The organism is Brenneria populi (genome assembly GCF_036016195.1).
Lineage (GTDB): Bacteria > Pseudomonadota > Gammaproteobacteria > Enterobacterales > Enterobacteriaceae > Brenneria > Brenneria populi.
This window is the reverse complement of sequence record NZ_JAYWTM010000006.1, coordinates 201076-221540: the sequence shown is the minus strand read 5'-3', so window position 1 is coordinate 221540 and position 20465 is coordinate 201076. Positions and strand designations below refer to the sequence as shown.

The 20465-nt window shown below is 63.9% G+C and carries 11 protein-coding genes; 5 read left to right on the top strand and 6 right to left on the bottom strand.

The window, feature by feature from the left end:
- Positions 1-49 precede the first annotated feature (49 nt).
- The 5 genes from dhbA to VSX58_RS08450 form a co-directional block, all read right to left on the bottom strand.
- Entirely contained in the window at positions 50-808 is a 759-nt protein-coding gene (dhbA, locus tag VSX58_RS08470) for a 2,3-dihydro-2,3-dihydroxybenzoate dehydrogenase (RefSeq protein WP_327617702.1), read from the bottom strand.
- Entirely contained in the window at positions 805-1683 is an 879-nt protein-coding gene (locus tag VSX58_RS08465; protein ID WP_327617701.1) for an isochorismatase, read from the bottom strand. The genes dhbA and VSX58_RS08465 overlap by 4 nt, the downstream gene beginning before the upstream one ends.
- On the bottom strand, positions 1680-3305 hold the full coding sequence (locus tag VSX58_RS08460; protein ID WP_327617700.1) for a (2,3-dihydroxybenzoyl)adenylate synthase: 1626 nt from the start codon (positions 3303-3305) through the stop codon (positions 1680-1682). Before VSX58_RS08460 ends, VSX58_RS08465 begins: the two co-directional genes overlap by 4 nt.
- A complete protein-coding gene (locus VSX58_RS08455; RefSeq protein ID WP_327617699.1) occupies positions 3302-4489 on the bottom strand; it encodes an isochorismate synthase in 1188 nt (395 codons plus the stop codon). The genes VSX58_RS08460 and VSX58_RS08455 overlap by 4 nt, the downstream gene beginning before the upstream one ends.
- A 138-nt stretch (positions 4490-4627) precedes the next feature.
- A complete protein-coding gene (locus VSX58_RS08450; protein ID WP_327617697.1) occupies positions 4628-6850 on the bottom strand; it encodes a TonB-dependent siderophore receptor in 2223 nt (740 codons plus the stop codon).
- Between the two features lie 325 nt (positions 6851-7175).
- Between VSX58_RS08450 and fes the strand changes: the two genes are divergently transcribed.
- Genes fes through entS form a run of 4 tightly spaced genes read left to right on the top strand, consistent with a single transcriptional unit; the run spans position 7176 to position 18637 of the window.
- Positions 7176-8486: an enterochelin esterase gene (fes, locus tag VSX58_RS08445; RefSeq protein WP_327617696.1), complete on the top strand. Its 1311-nt coding sequence runs from the start codon at positions 7176-7178 to the stop codon at positions 8484-8486.
- A gap of 17 nt (positions 8487-8503) precedes the next feature.
- Positions 8504-8728, top strand: coding sequence for an MbtH family protein (locus VSX58_RS08440; protein ID WP_327617695.1), 225 nt, complete (start codon positions 8504-8506; stop codon positions 8726-8728).
- Positions 8729-8769: 41 nt separating this feature from the next.
- On the top strand, positions 8770-17349 hold the full coding sequence (locus VSX58_RS08435) for a non-ribosomal peptide synthetase (RefSeq protein ID WP_327617694.1): 8580 nt from the start codon (positions 8770-8772) through the stop codon (positions 17347-17349).
- Positions 17342-18637, top strand: coding sequence for an enterobactin transporter EntS (gene entS / locus VSX58_RS08430; protein ID WP_327617693.1), 1296 nt, complete (start codon positions 17342-17344; stop codon positions 18635-18637). The genes VSX58_RS08435 and entS overlap by 8 nt, the downstream gene beginning before the upstream one ends.
- Positions 18638-18641: 4 nt before the next feature.
- Here the strand turns inward: entS and VSX58_RS08425 are convergent, their stop codons facing one another.
- Positions 18642-19313: a YtjB family periplasmic protein gene (locus tag VSX58_RS08425; RefSeq protein WP_327617691.1), complete on the bottom strand. Its 672-nt coding sequence runs from the start codon at positions 19311-19313 to the stop codon at positions 18642-18644.
- A 161-nt stretch (positions 19314-19474) separates the two neighbouring features.
- Between VSX58_RS08425 and serB the strand changes: the two genes are divergently transcribed.
- Positions 19475-20452: a phosphoserine phosphatase gene (serB, locus tag VSX58_RS08420; RefSeq protein ID WP_327615148.1), complete on the top strand. Its 978-nt coding sequence runs from the start codon at positions 19475-19477 to the stop codon at positions 20450-20452.
- Positions 20453-20465 lie beyond the last annotated feature (13 nt).

Below are 20465 nucleotides of genomic sequence, written 5' to 3'. Positions count from 1 at the left end.
CCGGACCGGTCGAAGAGGGTGCCGGCGAAAGCTGGGCGCCCGAGGAGACTCAGGCGCCCAGCGTGGCGCCCCCGTCGATAACGATATCCTGTAGCGTAATATGACCGGCGAGATCGGACGCCATAAACAAAATGGCGTCGGCGATATCCTGCGGACGGGCGATTTTTCCCAACGGAATGCCCAGCTTAAAGCGTTCGGGAAAGCCGTCGATAGTGGACCGTTCGCCCGCCGGCGACGACCACATGCCGCGCAGCATCGGGGTATCGGTCGAACCTGGCGAGATCAGATTGCAGCGCACGCCATACGGCGCCAGCTCAAGCCCGGCGCTCAGACACAGGCTGCGCGCCGCCGCTTTGGAGGCGCAGTAGGCGGCCATGCCCACGCGCGGAACGTGCGCGGCGTTGGACGCCACCGTGACTATCGCCCCGCCGCGCTGGCGCTGAAACTGCGGGATCGTCGCCTGCAGCAGGTTGAATACGCCGCCAGCGTTGACCGTCAGACAATCCTGCCAATCCTGGCGATCGAGTTTTTCCGTCGCGCCCATGCGCAGAACGCCAGCGCCGTTGACCAGCACATCCAGCCGCGGCGTGCGCGCCAGCAGCGCGCCGCAACGCTCGGCCACGGCGGTGGCGTCGCGGATATCCAGCAGGCAGGGCGTAAAGGGCAGCGCCGTATCCGGGAACGCCAGATCGAACCCCGTCACCTCGGCGCCCGCCTGAGCGAAGCGACAGGCCGTTTCATAGCCGATGCCGCGCCCGGCGCCGCTAATCCACACCTGCCTACCGGTAAAATCCAGACCGATGCTCATAGCGCCTCCCGCTGCGGCCGCGTCAGCAGGCCGAGCCAGTGGTTGACGGTCGGGGTTTTTACCAGCGCCACGAAATCCACATCGTGGCCCTGCTTACGCCAGCGAGCCGCCAGCGACATGATGCGCACCGAGTCCAGCCCGTAATCCAGCAGATTTTCGTCATCCCCCACCTCGCCGCAGTCATCGTCAAGCAGCGGCAGCAGCTCCGCGCGCAGACGGGAGATATCATACCCTGGCGCCGCGCTCCCGGTCGCGATCAACTGGTCGGTGGCGACGACCCGGGCGCAGTTGCCGGCGCTATAGCGCAGCGCCATCATATGGTCTTCCAGCGAAAAATCGGCCAGCGCGTCCGCCGCCATAAAGGGCTTGATATCGCGCATAAACGCATCGTTCGCCGTGGTAAGGCAGCCGATATGGGCATAAACGCCGCATATAATCAGCTGATCGCGACCGGCGGCGCGCAGCCGTTGTTCCAGGTCGGTGCGCAGAAAAGCGCTGTAGCGCCATTTCACCAGCACGCAGTCCGCGCTCTCCGGCGTCAGAGCGCCGATGATCTGCTGCTGCTCGGGGTGGTGATTCAGCCCCGGCCCCCACATATCGTTCAGCAACGCCCGGTCGGCGGCGCTCTGATTATTCGGCTGCGCGGTGTAAAACACCGGAATATCGTGCCGACGGCAAAATGCCTTCAGGCGCGTAATATTGCCGACGAGCTGGGCAAGCAGCGGGCTGCCCTCATCCCAGAAATTAACAAAATAGTCTTGCATATCATGGATCAGCAACGCGGCGCGCGCCGTATCCAGCGGCCAGCTCACCTTGTTGTCGGGCAGCATGTCCGCCGACGGCAGCGGGTAGCTATGCAGTTTGGGAATACTCATGGGTGACTCTCCTGCGAGATAAGCTGCTGCGCCATCTGACGCAACCGCTGTTTATCAACTTTACCCACCGGGGTTTCCGGCAGCGCGGGCAGGCGGGCGAAACGATCCGGCAGTTTATAATCGGCAATGCCCTGCGCGCGCAGATGACGGCGCAGCGCCACGGATTTGATCGCCTCGCGGCAAACGACGAAAGCGCAGCTTTTTTCCCCCATCAGCGCATCGGGGATCGCCACCAGCGCGGCGTTGATCACTTGAGGATGACGCAACAGCAGGTTTTCAATCTCCTCGGCGGCAATCTTTTCGCCGCCGCGGTTAATCTGATCTTTCTCCCGACCCACCACCTGCAGGCAGCCGTCCTGGCGCTGGATCACCAGATCGCCGGAGCAGTAGAAGCCCTGCGCGTCGAACGACTGCCGGTTATGCTGCGGGCTGCGGTAATAACCGCGAAAGGTATAGGGGCCTCGGGTCATCAGACGTCCGACCTCCCCGCACGGCAGGGCGTTCCCCTCGGCATCGGCCACCCAGATTTCGTCGTCCGCGCTGATGGGGCGCCCCTGGGTGGCGAAAATCGTCTCTTCGTCGTCGTCCAGCCGGGTGTAGTTCACCAGCCCTTCCGCCATGCCGAACACCTGCTGGAGCCGGCATCCGAGTTCGGCGGGAATGCGCCGCGCCAGCGCCTCGCTCAGCCGCGCGCCGCCGACCTGTAACAACGTCAGGCTTTGCAACTCCCCGCGCCGCCCGGCCAGAGCGACCGCTTCCAGCCATAGCGTCACCGCCGGCGGCACCAGCGCGGCAACGTTAATCCGATGGCGTTCAATCAGCGGGAAACAGCAGGTCGCGCTGGGGTCGTCGGCCATCACCACCGTGCCCCCGGCATAGAACGCGCCCAGCGCGCCCGGCGAACTCAGCGGATAGTTGTGGGCGGCCGGTAGGGCGCACAGATAGCGGGTTTGCGCGTCGAAACGACAAATCTCCACGCTGGCGCGGATACTGTAGTAGTAATCGTTGTGGGTGCGGGGAATCAGTTTCGGCGTGCCGGTGCTGCCGCCGGAGAGTTGGAAGAACGCCACCTCATCCGGCGGCGTCGGCGAAGGGGCGCTCTCCTCCCCGCTTTCCTGCAGCAGATGGAGCAAATCATGCTCGGGATTATCGTCGCCGCGCAGTATTACCAGGCGTAAAGCCGGGTGCTCCTGGCGCAACGCCGCGATAAACGCATCGTCGCCAAACAGCGCATGCCGCCGGTCGGCGATCAGCAGCGCCGGCGCGATTTGCCGCGCATAGGCGCTCAGCTCGCTGCGCTGATGATTGAACAGCGCATTCACCGGCACCGCGCCAATGCGCAGCAGCGCGAAATAGGTGAGATAAAATTCGGCGCAATTGCCCAGCTGCACCAGCGCCGTTTGCCCGCGCCGCACGCCGCGACGCGCCAGCGCGCCCGCCAGCCGGTTCACGCCCTGGTTAAGCTGGCGATAGCTAAACCGGCGCTCGCCGTCGATCAGCGCCAGCGCGTCGCTGTCCCGGTGGCGGCTGAGGATTTCGCCCAGCGGCCGATCGATCCAATAGCCGCGTTGGCGATAGCGCTGCTCCAGCGCGGCGGGCCAGCGGTTGAATTCAACGATCATACGCCGCTCTCCCCATCGGGGTTTATCCCAAAAGCGTTGAGCATCGTGCTCAGCTTCACGCCGGTTTCATTCCATTCGCCAACCGGCTGAGAATCCGGCACGATGCCGGCGCCGGCGAACAGCGTCACCCGCTCGCCGCGCACTTCGCCGCAGCGGATGGTGACCACCCACTCGCCGTCGCCGCGCGCATCGCACCAGCCGACGATGCCGCCGAACAGCCCGCGTTCGAAGGGTTCGAGAGAGGCGATTAAGGAACGCGCCGCCTGAAACGGCGAACCGCACAGCGCCGGGGTCGGATGCAGAAGACAGGCCATAGAGAGCGCATTTTCCCGCGCATCGCCGACCTCGCCGGTAATTTCGCTCGCCAGATGCCACAGCACGGGCGTCGCGAGCAGCGAGGGCGTTTCCGGTATCTGCAGAGCGCGGCAGCGGGAAGCCAACGTCTGCCGCATCGCATCGATGACCAACCGGTGTTCATGGCGATCTTTATCCGAATGCATCAACGACTGCTGCAGGCGGCGGTTTTCCGCCGGATCGTCGCTGCGGCGGGCCGAGCCGGCCAGCGGCTGCGAGACGATCGCCCCGCCCCGCTTGCGCAGCAGCAGCTCCGGGCTGGCCCCCAGCAGCGCGCCCTGCGCCAGCGGCACGTGGAAATTGTAACTGCCGGGGTTTTGCCGATTGAGCAGCAGCAGCAGACGCATGGAATTCAGCGGACGATCGATCTCAATCTCCAGCAGACGCGCAAGCACCACTTTATTCAGCGCGCCGTCGCGGGTGGCGCGGACCGCGGCGGACACCATCCGGCAGAAAACGTCGCGGTCGGGAACCTGATGCCGCTGGCGGATCCGCAGCGGCGCCTCTTGCGGCGTCATATCCGCCAGGGCGTCACGCGAAAACCAGCGGCTCACAGCGGGGATAAACAGGCTGGCGGGCTCTCTTTTATCAAACGGGATAGCCCCGACGATCAGCGGATTCTCTATCCCATCGCGCCGCGCGCGGGCGAAAAGCTGACGCAGCCGCTGCTGAAAATCGCCGTCAAGCGCCGCGCCGCTCTCCGCCGGGCCGTTCAGCGCCGCGTAACGCCCGCGCGCATGCAGACTTTTGCCCGGCGACAGAAAAAGAAAATCGTCGTTACGCAGTTCGCTGATATCCGGATGTGGAGAGGGGACAGATAGCGTGGACAAGAGATATTCCTTATGTTCATTGAATAATAACCTGATGATTGGATTATCATTTCTGTTAATAAGGGGGCGCTGACGCAAACGTCTTTGGGCCGCGGTTGCCGAATAGCGGGCGATGCCGCCCGCTCTGTACGCCAGATATCACCAGCTATAGCTGACGCTGGCGATAATGCTGCGGCCTACGCCGTAGAAGCAGGCCGTTGTGCCACTACAGGAAGAGACATAGTGCTTATCGGTAAGATTGCTGACGTTAAGCTGCACCTCCGCGCCCTTCAGCCGCGACGAGGCTTCGCCCAGATCGTAGCGCGCCATCGCGTCGTACAGGGTATAAGCCGGAACCGTAAAACTTTCCTTATTATCGCCGTAGCTGGTGCCGATATAGCGCACGCCGGCGCCGACGGTAAAGCCCTTCAGCGCGCCGCTCAGGAAACTGTAACTGCCCCAGGCGGATGCGCTATGCTGCGGAATAGCCGCCGGCGTCTTGCCCGCGGGGCTGGAGGTGCTGGCGCTTTCCGTCGTCTCGGCGTCGATGTAGGTATAGGCGGCCATCAGGCTGATTTCCGGTATCGGCTGGGAGTGGATTTCCGTTTCCAGCCCTTTGGAGCGCACTTCGCCGATCTGTTCGTTGTAGCCGAGCGCATTGTTGTAAGTGGTAATATTTTCCTGAGTGATATCGAACAGCGACAGCGTCAACAGCGTATTGCTGCCCTTTGGCTGGAATTTCACGCCCACCTCTTTCTGAGCGCCGGTGGTCGGATTAAAGGGCGCGGAACCAGGCGCGCCGCTATCCAGATTCGGCTCGAACGAGGTGCTGTAGCTGATATAGGGGGAAATGCCGTTATCAAACGCGTATAACAGGGCGGCGCGGCCGGTGGACTTGTCGTCGTTCTGCTGTTCGATGGTGTTTTGAGTGCGATCCTGGGTGCGGACCTCACTCCAGTCATGGCGGCCGGATAACAGCAGATTCCAGTTGTTCCACTCCATCTGGTCTTGCAGATAAACGCCCACCTGATCGAGCTTTTTCACCGTACTGGTGGTCAGGCTCAGCGCGCTGTCGTCCACCAGATAAGAACCGCCATAGGATGGATTGGTCCAGTCGAAGTCGTATTGGCTGCCGCCGTTGCGCCAATAGTTGTAATCATTTTTCTGCCACTTGTAGTCGAGTCCGCCGATGGCGGTATGAGAGACGTCGCCGGTGGCGAACTTGGCCTGCAGTTGGTTATCCACGCCCAATTCGTCGAGTTTGGTCTCTTCCCGCTGCTGGCGGCGGGAGATCGTGGTGTCGGTGGCGCTGCCGCCGGTGGTGTACACCAGATACTTATACTTCTGATCCGACTGGGAGTAGCGGAAATTCTGCTGGAAGGAAAATATGTCGTTGAACGAGTGATCGAAGATATAGCCGATGGAGGCCTGCTCGCGCTTCGACTGATGGTAGTTGGGATCGCTGACGTTCAGATCATAAGGAAGGTAGCCGGCGCTGGTGCCCAGCGCCGTACCGTAAGCGGGCAGAAAGTTGCGGAATCCCGCCTCGGGATCATTCTGGTAACTGGTCAGCAGGGTAAAACTGGTGTCGGGGTTAGGCAGCCAGGTCAGCGCCGGGGCGATGGCGATGCGCTCTTGTTTGTAATCCTTGACGAACTCGTGTTTGGTGCTGGCAATGCCGTTGAGGCGATAAAGCAGGCTCTGGTCTTCATTCAGCGCGCCGCCGAAGTCGAACGCCGCTTCGCCCAGATGCTGATTGCCGGCGCTCAGTTTCACCTTGCGGATATTCTGCGCCGTCGGGCGTTTGCTGGTCATACTGACCAAGCCGCCGGGGTTGACCTGACCGTACAGCACCGATGCCGGCCCGTGCACCAGCTCCACCCGCTCAAGCAGCCAGGGATCGATTTTCCCGATGGTGCTTCCCTGACTGCCCAAACCATAGCTCAGGCCGTCCAGAAATTTAGGCGCAAAGCGAAAACCGCGCGCCACCACTTCGTCATTGCGGTTGGAAGATCCGCGATAGTTGGTAAAGGCGCCGCTGGAATAGCTCAATGCGTCCGAGACCGAGGAAACCGCCTGAGCATCCATTTGATCGCGCGTAACGACGCTAATGGTTTGCGGGGTTTTGATTAACGGCGTGCTGCTCTTAGTGCCGGCGGCGCTTGCTTTAGCGACGATGCCTTGCAGCGGCGCGGTAACGCTTTCCGCATCGGAGGCCGTCACGACGATGGTGTCGCCGTCGTCGGCCGTCGCCGCATTGGCAACGGCGGCGCAGGCCAGCGACGATATCAGCAAAGTCGAGCTCATGACCAGCGGGCAACGGTGATTATCAACAGAGAAATTAATGAGATAAGCTAACGATTTTTTTGTCGTTTTAAACATGGAATCATCCCCCAGAAAACAGCCTTGTCGTAAATTAGCCCAAGATGATTGGCGTTTGTTTAGCCACCGCAAAGGCCGAAACACACCTTCTCGCTCCTGGTCAGCAACCGGTTTTTTCGCAAAATATCATGATTAAAAACAATAAATTAACTAAATATTAACGTCCTCTCGACGGGCTGGGAGATCGACATATTATTGCAAATGTAAATAAATCTCAATATTATTCGCGTTAACTTAAATAAACGTAAAGCAATCGTATTACATCATCGTCTATGCAATGAAAGGTAAGAAATACAAATGTAATGGGGCACACTGAGAGGTTTTAATGATTAAAAAACAACCACCTGGTACCGCCTCCGCGCTGCTTTCGTCGGCGTCGGCGGGGAGCGATTCCTGGTGGCGGCAGATAGCCCTCGCCGGCACGCCGCTCGTGGAAACCGTGGATGACGATCAGGTCGGCGTGACCTTTTTCTGGCGCGATCCCGCCGGGGATGAACGCCGTTCCGCCATTCAGCGCGTCTATATCGATATCAATGGCATTACCGATCACCACAGCCCTACGCCGCAAAGCCTGCGGCGGCTGCCCGGCACCGATGTCTGGTTCTGGTCGCTGAATATCGCGGCGCAATGGCGCGGCAGCTACAACCTCATTCCCATCACCCGCGAGCGGCTGCCGCCGGAATTCCACGGCGACGAGGAGCAGCGCGGCCGTCAACAGCGGGAGTGGTGGTGTTCACTGTTTGCCTACGCCATCGCCGATCCGCTCAATCCGTTGAAGCCCTATAGCACCCACTGGGGAGACTTTCTGTCCGCCGCGCATATGCCCGCCGCGCCCGCTCAGCAGGCATGGCGACAGTGGGACAGCGGCACAGCGGCGCAACCGGATCCGCGACGGCTGCGGCTTTTCCCGTGGCAAAGCGACCGTCTGGGAAACCGGCGACGCATCTGGCTGTATACCTCCGGCGTCAGCGAGACGAAGACGCCGCGTCCGCTGGCAATCGTGCTGGACGGCCAAAAATGGGCGCGGCAGCTCCCGCTGTTTTCCGCGCTGGACGCGGCAACGGCCGACGGCACCCTGCCGCCGGCGGTATGGCTGTTTATCGACGTTATCGACATGGCGCACCGCGAACGGGAGCTGACCTGCGATGAAGAGTTCTGGGTGGCGCTACAGGCGGAGCTATTGCCTCTGGCGGCGCAATACGCCGTTTTCAGCGACGATCCCGAGAGCACCGTGGTGGCGGGACAGAGCTACGGCGGATTGTCCGCGCTTTACGCCGGCCTGTTTTGGCCGCAGCGCTTTGGCCGGGTGCTTACCCAGTCGGGTTCATTCTGGTGGCCGCATCTGCATCTGCTTACCCATGGCTCCGGGGATCGGGACCATAACAGCGGCTGGCTGACGCAGCAGGTTCGTCAGCGCGCGGGCCAAAGACCGCTGACTATCTTTCAGGAAGCCGGCAGCCGGGAAAGCGATATCGTCGCGGTGAATCAACAAATGCATCAGGCGCTGCTTGCCGCCGGCCACCGGGTGAACTACCGGGTATATGACGGCGGGCACGACGCCCTGTGCTGGCGCGGCGGATTAATTGACGGATGCCGCTGGCTATGGTCCGGCGGGCATGACACCAACAAACCATAAACTGGCAGGTGAACGTGATGAGTCAGGAGCAGTTGAACCCTTTTGATGATGACAGCCTTACCTTTTTTGTGCTGATCAACCCACAGCGGCAGTACAGCCTATGGCCCGCGTTCGCCGCGCCGCCGGCAGGCTGGGAAAGCGAATACGGACCGGACTCGCGCGCGGCATGCATTGAATATATTGAAAAACACTGGCTCGATATGCGCCCCGCCGGCCTGCGCGCCGCCTCTCAACCCCAATGACCCATGGTCGTCTTTCCCGTTCGTACAGCAAGGAGGAGAGCGTGTCAGAAACAGAATTAGCGTCTGAAATACAGGCGGATTTTCAGGAGCTGCCGCTGGTGGCGGCCCAGCCCGGCATCTGGTTCGCCGAACAGATCGCCAACCGGCGCAATGCGTTTACCGTCGCCCACGTTATCGAACTGCGCGGCCCGGTGGATCGCGATTGCCTGGATGCGGCGATACGCCAGGGGCTGTCCGAAGCCGATACGGTACATGCCCGTTTCTGCCTGAACGAATCGGAAACGCCGGTGCAACGCCTTCCCCGCCGCGCCTCGGCGCGGCAGGTCAACGCGCCGGAATGGCTGGATGTCAGCGCGGCGGGCGAAGATACCGCCCATGCCCTGATGCAGGACGATCTGGCAAGCGATCTGCCCGCCGACGGCGCCCGCCCGCTGTATCGCCAGGTGATCATGCGGGTATCCGCGCGGCCGGAGCGCTGGTTTTGGTATCAGCGATTCCATCATCTGATGCTGGACGGCTTCAGTTTTGACGCGCTGACCCGGCGCATCGTGGCGATCTACAACGCCCTGCGTAACGGGCGCTCCCCCGGCGACACGCCCTTTACGCCATTCAGCCAGGTGGTCGACGAATATCAGACCTGGCGCGCTTCCGCCGCCTGCCGGCGGGCGGCGGCATTCTGGCAAGAGCACGCCCGCGACTTACCGGCCCCGGTCTCGCTGGCCGGCGACGTCTGCGGCCCGGCGCCGCAGGGCGCGCGAACGCTGCGCCACAGGCTAAGCCTGGCCCTGTCGCCGTTTGATGCGCTCGCCGCGGATGAGGATATGGCGCGGGCGCAGCCGGCGGAAATCGTGACGGCGGCGCTCTATATCTATCTGTACCGCATGAGCGGCGAGCCGCGCCTGTCCGTGGGCTTCCCCTTTATGCGCCGTATGGGATCGGCGGCGCTGTGCGCCATCGGCCCGGTGGTGAACGTACTGCCGCTCCAACTGACCCTGCGCACGGACATCACGCTGGCCGAAACCACTCTAGCGTTGCTTGAAGAAATCAAGACTGTACGCCGCCACCAGCGTTACGACGCGGAACAGCTACGCCGCGATCTCGGCCGGGTGGGCGGCGGCGAAGAGCTGTACGGACCGGTCATCAACGTTAAAGTATATAACGCGGCGCTGGAGCCGGACGGCGCCGCGGCCATTACCCATACGCTGGCGATGGGGCCGGTGGACGATCTGGAGTTTGAACTCGGCGTCGGCGACGGCGAGCTGCATCTGACGTTGACCGCCAACCCCGAGCGCTATGACGCGCAAACTCTGCAATGGCACGCGGAACGCATTGATTATCTGCTGAAACAGCTGCTGCGACAGCCCCGACGGCCTATCGATGAATTCTCTCTGGTGAGCGACGACGAGCGGCGGCGGATGGCGCGCTGGGCCAGCGGACCGCGCCTGGCGATGCCGGACGGCGCGGTATCCGTGGTGGACAGCCTGCTGCGCCAGGTGGAAACGCAGCCGGACGCCGTGGCGGTGCGCTGCGGCGAGGAGAGCCTGAGCTATCGAGCGCTGGCCGAGCGCGTTATGCGGCTGGCGCGGGTGCTGATGGCGCGCGGGCTGGGCGCCGAAGAGGTGGTGGCCGTCGGCATTCCCCGTTCAACGGATTCGCTGGTGGCGATCTTCGGCGTACTGGCCAGCGGCGCGGCCTATATGCCGCTGGATCTGGATTATCCGCGCGAACGCCTGGCGCTGATGTGCGCGGATGCCCGCCCGGCGCTTCTGCTGACCCACCGGACTGTTGTCGAGCGGATGCCGGAACTGCCGCAGACGCTCTGTCTGGATGACGCCGAGACGCAGGCCGCCTGCCGCGGGATGTCGGCGGCGCCCGTACGCGACGCGGAACGTCGGGAAGCGCTGCGCGGCGAACATCTGGCCTATATGATTTACACCTCCGGATCGACCGGACGGCCCAAAGGGGTGATGAGCACCCACGGCGGATTGCTGAATCTGCTGGCGTCACACGCCGCCTTCCTGTTCGGTCCGGCGATAGACGCCTTTTCCCGCCGCTGCGGCCGCCGCCTGCGCGCGGGCCATACCGCCTCGTTCTCCTTCGACTCCTCCTGGGAGCCGCTGTTCTGCCTGATCCTGGGCTGTGAGCTGTACATATTCAACGAGGAGCTGCGGCGCGACGCCTGGGCGCTGGTGCAACATCTGCGGCAAACGCCCGTCGATCTGATGGACGTTACCCCCTCTTTCTTTTCTCAGATGATCGACAGCGGGCTGCTGGAGCCGGACGCGCCTCGGCCCGCTTTCATCATGATCGGCGGCGAAGCCGCCACCCCGCGGCTATGGCGGTTAATGCGGCAACAGTCGGATATGGCGATCCATAACTATTACGGCCCGTCGGAATACACCATTGATACGCTGGGCGCCGATATCCAAAGCGCCGCCCAGCCGGTTATCGGCCGCCCGGTGGCCAATACCGATGTCTGGCTGCTGGATCGGCGTTTACAGCCGGTGCCGCCGGGCGTGGCGGGTGAACTCTATATTTCCGGACCGGGCATCGCGCGCGGCTATCTGCGCCGCCCGGACCTGACCGCCGCCCGCTTTGTGGCCAATCCGTTTCGCTCCGGCGAGGTGATGTACCGCACCGGGGATTTGATGCGCTGGCGCAGCGACGGTCAACTGGCCTTTATCGGCCGGGCAGATCACCAGATTAAGATCCGCGGTTTCCGCGTTGAATTGGGCGAAGTGGAAAATGCGCTGGCCGCCTTGCCGGACGTTAGCGCCGCCGTGGCGATCGCCGAATCCGTCGGGGCGACCCACCGTTTAATCGGCTATTGCTGCGTGCCCGACGCCGCGCGGCGCGAACAGCCGGATCTCTCATCGCGCCTGTTGGAACAGCTCGCCGCGCAACTGCCGGATTATATGGTGCCGTCGGTGTTGGTGACGCTGGAGGAATTCCCCCTGACGGTGAACGGCAAGATCGATCGTCAGGCGCTGCCCGCGCCTCAGCCGGTGCAGCAGCGCCTGAGCCGGGAGCCGCAAGGCGCGCGGGAAACATTGCTCTGCCGCTCCATCGCCGCGCTGCTGGGGCTGGCGCGCATCGGCGCCGACGATGACTTTTTCGCCAGCGGCGGCGACAGCATCTCCGCCATGGGACTGGGCACGCTGCTGCGGCGAGAGGGCTGGCAGCTACGCCCGAAGGATATTTTCGCCCGGCGCACCCCGGCGCGCATGGCGGCGGCCATGGCGCCGCTATCGGCGCCGGCGCGCGCGCCCGGCTCCCCGCAGCGCGGCCCGATTGACGGTTTGCCCATACTACGCTGGTTCGCCGAACAGGGGATCAACCGGCGTTTCGCCCACGGCGTCTTCCTGCCCGTTCCGGCGGCCTTGCGGTCAACCCATCTAGAACAGGCGCTGGCGGCGCTGAGCGCCACGTATCCGGCGCTGGCGGCCTTTACCCGGGACAATCGCCTGATCGTCGGCGAACGGCCGCCGGCCGCCCGGCCGCCACGTTGCGAAGTCTGGCGCATCACGGGCGATCTCGCCGACGGCGCCGAACGCGCCTTTGAAGCGGCGCTGGAACAACTGCAGCCGGCGGCGGGCGTGATGATGCAAGCCGTGCTGCTGCAGCGGGAAAACCAGTCGTGCGCGCTGGTGATGGTCATTCACCATCTGGCGGTGGACGGCGTCTCATGGCGCATACTGCTGCCCGCGTTACGCCAGGCGGCGGAAGCGGCCCTAGCCGGACAGGCCATCGCCCCGGCGCCGGAAACCGCGTCGCTGCATGACTGGTCCTCCTGGCTGCTGGCGGACGTTCCGCGACGCCGGGCCGAACTGCCGCTGTGGCGGTCAATGTTGCAGGCGCCGCTGCCTTTATTGGGGCGCAGGCCGCTGGACGCCGCCCGGGATCGCCAACGGACTCAGCGGGAAAAACGGCTATTGCTCGATGCCGCCCCCAGCGCGGCGCTGCTGACATCGCTGCCGCAACGCTACCGGGCCGGAACGGAGGAGATGCTGCTCGCCGCGCTGGGGCTAGCCTGTCAGCGCCATTACGGCGTCTCTCGGCTGCGCGTGATGCTTGAATCGCACGGGCGGGCGGACGTGGCGAATAGCCTGGATCTCTCCCGTACCCTTGGCTGGCTGACGGCGGAGTATCCCGTGCTGATGACCTGGCCGGCAAGCGCGGACGACACCCCGCCGCAGATAGTGCGGGCGGTCAAACGCGTGCTGCGCGCCATCCCGGATCGCGGCATTGGCTACGGCGTACTGCATTATCTGGATAACGCCGACGCCAACCCGCTGCCGGCGCTGGCGCGTCAGCATGCGCCTGAAATTCTGTTCAACTACCTGGGGCGCTTCGGCGGCGGAAACGGACTGTGGACCCCACAGCGCACGAAGCGCCATTTCCGTGACGCATTCGCCGTGGCGCAGGAGGAGCAAACGCCGCTTGGCTACGCGCTGGAAATCAATATTTTTGTCGATGAACAGTCGTCCGCGCCGCGTCTGGCGGTCCGCTGGGGATGGGCCGACGGCATCTTCGCCGAACAGGAGATCGATGCGCTGCACCGGCATCTGGCGCAAGCCGTGGAAACGCTGGCGGACTTTGCCCGCAATTATCCCGCGCAGGCGGCGGATACGCTGGTGGCGGCGGAATCGATAGAAGGAATAACGGATGAGCATCTGCTGCGGCTGCGGCAGGCACACGGCCCGCTGGCGGCGGTACTGCCGGCGTTGCCGCTGCAGCAGGGGCTGTTGTTCCATGCCCAGCTCGCCGCCGGCACCGGCAGCTATAACTCGGTAACGCGTTTGTCGCTGGAGGGGCCGCTCGACGCCGCGCGGACCAGACAGGCGCTGGAGAGCCTGGTCCGCCGTCATCCGCAGTTGACGGCGCGTTTCGATAGCGAACTGACGCAGACGCCGCTGCAGTTGCTGCCTCTGCTGCGCGATGACCAAAACTACTGGCCGTTGGATGCGCAGACGCTGCCCGCGCTGTCGCCGCAGGCTGAAGCCGACGCGCTGCTGGCGCTGGAAAAAAACGAACTGGCGCGCGACCTGTTCCATCAGCCGCAGGCGATGCTGCACGCGTTGCTGATAACGCACGGCGCATCGTCGCGCCATACGCTGTTTCTCAATATTCACCATCTGGTGGCGGACGGCTGGTCGACGCCGATATTGCTGCGCGACCTGTTTACCCTGCTGCATCAGGGGAAAGACGCGCTGGAAACGCGCCGGGTCAGCTATGCGCAGGTCGTGCGTCAATTGGCGGAGCGGGACGCCGAGAGCGCCCGCCGGCGCTGGCGGGAGGCGCTGCGCGGCGTCAGGCCGACGCTGCTGTTCGGCGAACGGACGCGCGACGGCGCGGTTCATGAGCTGGAGCTGCTGCCGGAGCCCCGGCTGGAGCAGGCGTTGACGCAGCTCTGCCGGCGGCGCGGCCTGACGCTCAATACCCTGATGCAGGGGATCTGGGGCCTACTGCTCGCCAGCTACAGCGGATCCAACGATGTGATTTTCGGCGCGCCGGTATCGGGCCGCCTGGGCCAGATCGAAGGACTGGAGCAGCACGTCGGGCTATTCAGCAATACGCTGCCGGTACGCGTAACCTTCGTCCCCGACCGACCGCTTCTCGACCAGCTCGCCGAACTGCAGTCCCGACAAATTCAGCTGATTGAATATGACAATCTGGGCTTGGGTGAAATCCAGCGGCTGGCCGGCGCCGGCACGCTGTTTGATACGCTGCTGGTGGTGGAGAATTACCCCGATCGCGGCATCGCCGACGGCGAAAAGACCGCGCTGCGCTGCGCCCGCGTCAACAACCGCGGCTATACCCACTATCCGCTGACCCTGCTGGTGTTGCCGGGCGAACGTCTGCGCCTGCTGATGGAGTATCGCGACGGCGTGGCGCATCCGCAGCGGCTGGCGCAGCGACTGATGATGTTGCTGGAACAGCTGGCGCGTCAGGCGGATCTGCCGCTCGCCGCCTGGCGGCTGCAGACGCCGGAAGAACAGGCGCTGATCGCGGCGGTCAACCGGACCGAACGTCCGCTACCGCCGGGCACCCTGCACCAGGCGGTAGCCGAACAGGCCCGCCTCACGCCCGAGCGCGTAGCGCTGCAGGATCGCCGGCACCGGCTCACCTATCGCCAGATGCGCGCGCAGGTACGACTGCTGGCGGATCGCCTGATCGCCGCCGGGGTGAAGACGGGCGATATTGTGGCGGTCGCCCTGCCGCGTTCGGTGCGGCTCAGTCTGTCGCTACAGGCTATCCTGGAAGCCGGCGCGGCATGGCTGCCGCTGGATACCGGCTACCCCGACGAACGGCTGGCGCTGATGGTGAACGACGCCGAACCGCGTCTGATCGTTACGGAAAGCGGGCTGCAAGCTCGTTTTGCGCCGCTGGCGCCGCTGCTGTTGCTGGACCATCTGGCCGATGAACGCCAACCGCCGAGCGCGCCCGATGTCAGGGTCGATCCCCGGCAGGCCGCCTATGTTATCTACACATCCGGCTCGACCGGGCGCCCCAAAGGGGTGGTGGTCAGCCATCAGGCCATCGTCAACCGCCTGCGATGGATGCAGGAGAGCTACCGCCTTGGCGACGACGACGTGGTGCTGCAAAAAACCCCCTGTAGCTTTGACGTATCGGTATGGGAGTTTTTCTGGCCGCTGATGACCGGCGCAAGCCTGGTGATGGCGCCGCCGGACGCGCACCGCGACCCCGATGCGCTGCGGCGGTTGATCGACGACTATGCGGTCACCACGCTGCATTTCGTGCCCTCGATGCTGGCGGCCTGGGTGAGCGCGCTGGCGGCGCGCCGTCAGATCGGCTGCGGCAGCCTGCGGCGGGTATTCTGCAGCGGCGAAGCGCTGTCGCGGGAGCTGGCGCTCGACTACCAGGCTCTGATCGCCGCGCCGCTGCACAATTTGTACGGCCCGACGGAAGCCGCGGTCGACGTCACCTATCAGCCGGCCTCAGGCGACGCGCTGGCGCGCATTCAAGCGCCCGGCGTGCCTATCGGCCTGCCGGTGTGGAATACCCAACTGCGCATTCTGGACGCCTACCTGCGCCCGGCGCCGGTGGGCGTGGCCGGCGACTTATACCTCTGCGGCGTTCAGTTGGCGCAGGGCTATCTGCGCCGCCCCGACCTGACCGCCGCCCGGTTTGTCGCCGATCCCTTCGCCGTAGGGGAGCGGATGTACCGTACCGGGGATATCGCCCGCTGGCTTGACGACGGCGCGGTGGAATACCTCGGGCGCAGCGACGACCAGTTGAAAATCCGCGGCCAGCGCATCGAACTCGGGGAGATAGAACAGGCCTTGCTGGCGCTGCCGGGCGTTATGCGGGCGGCGGTCTGCGCCCGCAGCCTGGGCCGCGCCTCGCTGGCCGGGGCCGACGCGCGCCAACTGGTCGCCTGGGTTATCCCGCAGGCGGGCGTCGAGCTGGATACCGATAATCTGCACCAGGCGCTGGCGCAGCGGCTGCCCGCCCACATGCTGCCGGTCCGCTATGTGCCGATACGCGAATTCCCCCTCAGCGCCAACGGCAAACTGGACCGTAAGGCGCTGCCGGAGCCGCAAATTCAGCGGGAGAGCGGACGCCTGCCGGCGTCGGCCACCGAGCGCCTGCTGGCTTCACTGTTTGCCGAGATTCTCGAACGGGAAACGGTGTTCGCCGATGAGGATTTCTTTGCGCTGGGGGGCCACTCGCTGCTGGCGATGCGCCTGGCGGCGGAAATTCGCCGTCATCGGCATCGGCCGCTGAGCATCGGCCAGATCATGGCGGCGCGCAGCGTTGAAAACATCGCGGCGCTGCTCGACGGTCAGCAGAGCGCCGACTCGGCGGAAAGCCGGGGGATGGGCGAAATCATGCCGTTGCGCGCGGGCGCGGGTCCGACGCTGTTCTGCCTGCATCCGGCCTCCGGCTTCGCCTGGCAGTATGCCGGCCTGCTGCGTTACCTTGACGGCGACTATCCGATAGTCGGGCTGCAATCGCCGCGCCCGCAGGGGGCGATTGCCCGCTGTCATGATGTGGCGGCGATGTGCGAGCATCATCTGGCGGCGATCCGGCGTATTCAGCCGCAGGGGCCGTATTTGCTGCTGGGCTATTCGCTGGGCGGCACGCTGGCGCAGGGGATCGCCGCGCGGCTGCAGCAGGCGGGACAAAGGGTGGCGTTCCTCGGTCTGCTGGATACCTATCCGCCGGAAGGGCAGGACTGGACCGGCCCCAGCGACCAGGAGGCACGCCGGGAGGTGGCGCATGAACAGGCCGCCTTTATGGCGGCGACGGAAGAGGAGTCCGACCCGCAGCTACGGGTTGAAAAAGCGGCGATGTTCGACAGCATCGTCGCCAACTATAAGGATGCGGTGCGTTTGCTATCGGGCGCCGCCACCCCGCGTTACGCGGGCGCGGCCGCGCTGTTTGTCGCCACGCGCACGCTGCCGGCCGGGATGGACGTATCCGCCGCCTGGGCGCCCTATGTCGACGCGCTGACGGCCTATCCGCAGCCTTGCGAACATGCCGATATTCTGTCGCCGGCGTCATTGACGCGCCTGGGGCCGCAGTTGAACCGGCTGTTGTCAGCATGTCCGCAGCCGGCCGCGATAAAAGAGGGCGGTAAGGAAAACCATGGCTAAATCATCCATTCTGCTTGATTTCAGCTTGCTGAAAGACAATAAGCCTTTCCGGGCGATCTTCGTCGCCCGTATGCTATCGGTCTTTGCGCTCGGCATGCTGAACGTCGGGGTGCCGGTGCAGATCCAAACCATGACCGGCTCCACGCTGCAGGTGGGACTCGCCGTCGCCCTGGACGGCGTCGGCATGTTCGTGGGGCTGATACTGGGCGGCGTGCTAGCGGATCGCTTCGATCGCCGCAGGCTGATCCTGTTCGCCCGCGCCACCTGCGGGCTGGGTTTCGTCGCGCTGAGCCTCAACGCCTTTGCCGACGCGCCGTCGCTGATAGCGCTCTATGCGCTGGCGGCCTGGGACGGTTTTTTCGGCGCGTTGGGCATGACGGCGCTGATGGCGGCGATCCCGCTGCTGGTGGGACGCGAAAACCTTCCCGCCGCGGGCGCGCTAAGCATACTGACCGTCAGGCTTGGCGCCATTTTGTCGCCGGCGCTGGGCGGGGTCATTATCGTGGCCGGCGGCGTGGGCTGGAATTTCGCCGTGGCCGCCGTGGGAACCTTGGCCACCCTGCTCCCGCTGGCGCGTTTGCCGGCCATGAGGCCGGAACAGCGGCAGGGGGAGCATCCGCTGCGCGCGCTGGCCGGCGGGATCGCATTTGTCTGCGCGCATAAAATCGTCGGCAGCGTGGTGCTGATCGGCATGCTGGTAAGCATCGTCGGCGCCATGCGCGTGCTCTTCCCCGCGCTGGCCAATGATGTTTACCACGCCGGGCCGTCCGCCGTCGGGCTGATGTATTCCGCGGTTCCTCTCGGCGCCATGCTGGGGGCCTTCACCAGCGGCTGGGTCGCGCGGGTTCGGCGCCCGGGGCGGATCCTATCGGGATGCGCCATCGGCGCGTTTCTCTCCGTGGCCGCGCTCGGGCTGGCGGGACATATCATTCCCGCCCTGTGCGCGCTGATATGCTACGGTTACCTAAACGCGATCGCCTCGCTGCTGCAGTTTACCCTTATCCAAAGCCATACGCCGGATCGTCTGCTGGGGCGGGTAAACAGCCTGGGAACCGCGCAGGACGTAACCGGCGATTCAATCGGCGCGTTGGGGCTGGGCGCGATAGGAAAAATATTGGCGCCGGCGGCGGGCATTTTGTCATTCGGCGCCGCCGCCGCGCTATTATGCCTGCTGCTGGCCTCCTGCATACGTCCGCTGCGTCATTGTACGCTGGGCGATCCGGCCTTGTTGCACACGGGCGCGGGGCCTTCCGAGGGCCAAGACGCGGAAACGGCGCGTCAGCCCTGACGCCTTAGCGCCCGCCGCCGTCCGCGCCGGGGCTATTTTCCGCGTCATCGCCATCTTCTTCCTTTAACGGCGTGCTGGCGGTCAGCAGATAAGGGGACTGCTGCCAGCGGGTGCGTCGGTTCTGCAGCAGCGTACGGGTGAGAATAATGCCGATGGCCAGCGACAGCAGGATCATTAAGCGCAGAATATTAGTGGTGTTATCCACCTGTTTGGCTTCAGTCGCCAGCACATGGGTGTCGAGCGTGACGCGCAGAAAGCCTATCGGGCCGTCCTTTCCCTCAATCGGCTGCACCAGTTGATGGTTAAAATAACTGCCGACCCGATTGCCGTCCAAAGCCAGCCGATCGCGCATCTGCACCTGCTCGCCGGCGCGCGCCACCAGCGAACCGTCCTGCTGATAAATGCCGGCGTCCAAAATACGGCTGCGGTCGGTAAGCTGCTTAAGGATCTCGTTGATTTTCTGACTGTTGTCATCCGCGCTCTCCATCAGGGGGGAGAGGCTGAACGCCACCTGTCTGGTCAGGGTGCGCGCCAGCTCTTCGACCTGCTCGGAACGCGCCATCTGATGGCTGAGGCTGAAATAGGACGCTCCCTGCATCAAAATCACCAGCAGAGTTAGGCAAATCAACACAATGGCTGTGCGATGCAGACGGAATTTTACCCGGGCCCGAACCATGAGAATCCTTACGCGAATTGGATACTTTATGTTGCCAGAAGCGCCGACGATAGGATAGCTTGTTGCCCTGTTTTCCGGCCGATATATTTGCGGCGACGCATGCACAGTCGAATTTTCGGCGCCCGGCCGCGCACTATTACCGTCAGTAGAGGAACTGCCCCATGTCGAATAGTCTGACCTATCGCGACCTCCCGGATGAGATTAACCGCTGGCCCGGACTGCCGCTATCGCTAAGCGGCAACGAAGTCATGCCGCTCGATTACCGCGCCGGCGATACCGGCTGGCTGTTGTACGGCGACGCGCTTGATAAAAATTTGCTTTCCCGTTACCAGCGCCGCCTGGGCGCGGCGATGGTGATTGTCAGCGCCTGGAATGTGGGCGATTATCAGGTTGTTCGACTGGCGGGCACGCTGACGCCGCGGGCGGCGAAGATCGCGCACGAGCTGGGGGTGGATGCCGCCGCGATGCGTAATGCTCCCACCCTGCGCGCCCCCGGTTTGCTGGTGATGGATATGGATTCCACGGCGATCCAAATCGAGTGTATCGATGAAATCGCCAGGCTGGCCGGCACCGGCGAGTTGGTCGCCGAAGTCACCGAACGGGCGATGCGCGGCGAGCTGGATTTTGCCGCCAGCCTGCGCCAGCGCGTGGGCACATTAAAAGGCGCCGATGCCGATATCCTGCTGAAAGTGCGCCAAAAAATGCCGCTGATGCCGGGACTGGTCGACATGGTCGGACAGCTGCAGGAAGCGGGCTGGCATGTGGCCATCGCCTCAGGCGGGTTCACCTATTTCGCCGATCATCTGAAGAAAAAGCTGGGCCTGGTCGCCGCCGTCGCCAACGAAATGGGCATGCAGGAGGGTAAACTGACCGGTGAAGTCATCGGCCCGATCGTTGATGCGAAATACAAAGCGGCCACGCTGCGTCAGCTGGCGGAAAAGCTGGATATTCCCATGGAGCAGACCGTCGCCATCGGCGACGGCGCCAACGATCTGTTGATGATCAAGAGTGCGGGCCTGGGCATCGCCTATCACGCCAAGCCCAAAGTCAATGAGCAATCGGCGGTGACGATTCGTCATGCCGATCTAACCGGCGTGCTGTGTATCCTCAGCGGCAGCATGCGGCACGAAAAACGTTAATTCAACCGAGGTC